General features: G+C 39.1%; 1 protein-coding gene and 1 pseudogene. Both read left to right on the top strand.

All coding sequences use genetic code 11. The annotated features are described in order from the left end of the window. A pseudogene (locus tag AB4589_RS22230) lies at positions 1–342 on the top strand (transposase); the annotation flags it as partial. Between the two features lie 1798 nt (positions 343–2140). Further along, the coding region (locus AB4589_RS22235; RefSeq protein ID WP_372101698.1) for a hypothetical protein at positions 2141–3538 on the top strand (1398 nt) is incomplete at its 3' end.

Below are 3538 nucleotides of genomic sequence, written 5' to 3' on the forward strand. Positions count from 1 at the left end.
ATGAAGAGGCGATAAGCGGCTGGGCGCAAAGCAAACAGAATTAGTGCGGGAGGCCACGTCGGTTCAGTGATTTAGCTATCACGACAGCGCTCATGGTGAAACGAGTTTTTTCTATGTCACAGAGAGCGCTGCAAGGATTTATCGACTCGATATTTAGACTTGCCCATGTTCCGTTAAATTGTCCGCATTACACTTGAATCAGTCGTAGAGCTAAGTAAGTTGAGGTCTCATTTAAGACAAAAACGAGAGGGGCGATACAGCACCTAGCCATTGAGGCGACTGGTCTTAAGGTTTATGGCGAAGGTGAATGGAAAGTTAAAAAAACATGGGACGGATGGAGAATTACTCCCGAACTGATCTGCACAAACAATACTTAATAGCATATAAGGTGACTTTCCATCCCAGCAGTTATTCAGAGCGATATCGCCTGAGATAACGTTTAATGGTTCTGCGAGACTTATTGAGGAGCTTAGATTAGTAATTGAGATTTTACCGAGAGCAACTTTCGCGATGATATCCACGGTAAGCTGAGATTGAGTATCCATAACGATCATCCTATATCCCCCTGACTAATTCGTAACACTAGTAAAAGGATTACGTAAAAATAGAGACCGTCAATTTCCCTCGGTAATTAAGCGAACGACAAAGTCGGTTGGTAGTTACGATACGACAGAATCGCTTGGTGATCACATCGTATAGAGCGATCGTATAGAGCGATACCACTAACTCACCTTTGCCCCAAAATGTGTTACGCCTCGACATACCATGTTATGTGATCTGATGGTTTTGAAATAGAAAAGTTAATGGCTAGCGAAATGAAACACCTAGCTCCAAAGGTTCACTAAGCTCTAGATTTTGTGCTCGTTATAGACAATGAAACTGCACATTGAGTACAAACCTGAGATGGTAAACTCGCGATTCCAGCTTATAAATTTTATCGTTGAGGATAGAATTGCGAGACCGAAAAAATTACGGATGATGTTTGATTCTCCTCCTCAAGGTGCGCGAGGTAGTGTTGCTAAAAGAGGTGGATAAGATACTTACAAAAAAACCTAGGTTAGCGGCCTAGGTTTTTTTGTATCACAAGCTAACTCATATGTTTAGTTTAGCTCTACTCGTAAAGTTGCTCCTTTATTATACAAGCTATGTTTTTTTTTGCAAAAATTAGGTTAAAGCATTGAGATACCAGAATATTTAAGGGATAATTCATCTGCCCAAAGAGTAATTGTGGTTACAAATGAGATCAACGAATTGTTTAGCTTTCGACAAACAGCAATGTTTATTGGTTAGCAGACTAAATGGGTAAGTCAAGGTGCTTGCATTTTGACCACTGTTTAAATTTCGTAAACTCATCACTGGCTTGGACTAGCAATCTAAGTAGCCTCTTGTAACCCTTGAGCTAGCTCTACTCGTAAAGTGGCAGCACCGAAGTACTGAAAGTGTAATCTAAAGGCGAAGGGAAAAGGTTGTAGCTCTGTGATAGGAGCATAGCGATGATTGAATATCTGGCCCTTGCGGTAGTGATCTTAGAAATCGTGCATAAGTGTATTGAGATCTATAACGACTTCAACAAGTAAAAGTACGAAGCACCGTAATCAAGGGAGTCGACCCGCAATCGACTCCCTTTTTTGATCTTCACATTCTCTGCCCCCGACTACAACACTTCTCCGATGATCTCGAAGTAGTTACTTATAATCTATTCCTTTCCAAGCCCCCATGCTTCATAAGTTCTATTGTCACTGACTACCTTGATACCGTTTGATAGGAATTGAAGCATCTTCACTATAAGTCAATTGTCATATCTGAATACGCAAACCTCATCAACAGAAAAAGCAACAACTCGGTTCATTACGATACTCTGATTTGCCTATGGGAAACCCTATGTAATGAGTTAGAGTAATTACAGAGTATCAAGCACGAATAATCTAGTTTATTAGTGCTTTATCCAGAAGGTTAGGCGTAGGCATCACACTCAAAACGGATGTTAAGTGGTTGCGCCTAATGATGGAAAAGATGGATGCACTACCAATGAGACTGCAACTCAAAAAATTAGGATTGGTTATTCAACTTTATGATATGCCACGTTATCCCTTGTTGGGTTGTGAGGTATTATGACAACAACTTGATGCTGGAGATGATCGTGAGTGACGAATTTATGCCTGACCTGAAACGGTTGGAAGAAGAGTGCGAAGCAAAACATTGCGAGCTAATCAATTTGTTGAATGATATTGATATTAAAAGTGCGATAGCAGCACTTAAATTTGAGTCAATATTTGGTGGCAGTTTGCCAATAATTTATGAAACTCTCATAGCTAAGATACCTAGCCTAGAAAGTTGTGATGGACGATATATCACTCAGTCAGATTTAGAGGGAATTAGAGAAAAAATTGAGCTTGGGAGCTTCTTAAGTCGCTTTAAGGAAATGTCAAAAAAAATAAAACATACAGCAGATGATAAGCCCTCAGTAGATGGTTTATCCTCATATGCGGCAAATAAAAACTTCATTAGAGGTGAGTTCTATGATGTACACGCAAAGGATTATTTAGACGCTTTATTTGGGCCGTTCTCTGGTGAACTTATAGAGGGAAATGGTTTTGGTTATGATGATGTATTAAAGCTTTTCGATTTCGTTAACAAGTCTTCATTAGTTAAAATGGCTTCTTATAAAGATGATTCAAAGACCAAAAGAGACGAATTTATTCGTTTGTTCAAAGCAGACAAAAAGGCATTTTTGAGAATTTTCCCCAAAGCAAAAATCAAAAATAAAAACCAGTGTTATAAGATGATCGACGGGGCTCTATACGCTGATTTTTTGAATCATGTGACTGACGTACTCTTTTTTCAGTTGGATGATATTGATGCCGCCTTTGAGGGTGATAAGAGCAATGTCAAAGCGCTGTTGAAGCATCTCACTGTAAATGACCTGACGGAGTTAGAAAGCACTAATAGCTATAATGTTTTTTCTAAAAAACCGTTTATCTGTTTGGATGGGAGTTATTTTTGTGTTCATTTAGATATGTTGTTAACTGCCTTTTATCAGGTTTCAGATGATTGTTTGAGGCAAGGGGCAGAAACGCAAAAAAGATATAATAAACATAGAGCAGCAACCTTAGAGAGAAAAGCAGTCTCTTTAATAACATCGGTGTTAGACGGGGCTGAAGCATATGAAGAAGTTTATTATGATTCGGTTGACAATGGTGACCGATGTGAGGTCGATGGCCTTGTTAAATTTCGAAATACTCTCTTTATTATTGAGGCGAAAGCACATCGTGTAAGTCCACCTGCAATTGAAGGAAAAGCACTAAGAATAGAGAAGCACGTGGAGCAAATTGTTAGTGGTGCTTATTCACAATGTATAAGAGCTAGAGAGTCAATGTTCGATGTGTCTCATGCCCCTAACTTGAGAGATAAGAGGGGAACGACTATAAACTTGGACTTAACAGGCGTGACAGATGTAATACTACTTCCTATTAGTCAAGAGAGATTAGATGAGTTTACTAGTAACCCTCAATTTGTAATGAATTGTAAACGCGCCATA

Source organism: Vibrio sp. 10N.222.49.A3 (genome assembly GCF_041475145.1).
In the GTDB taxonomy this organism is placed as follows: Bacteria; Pseudomonadota; Gammaproteobacteria; order Enterobacterales; family Vibrionaceae; genus Vibrio; species Vibrio tasmaniensis_A.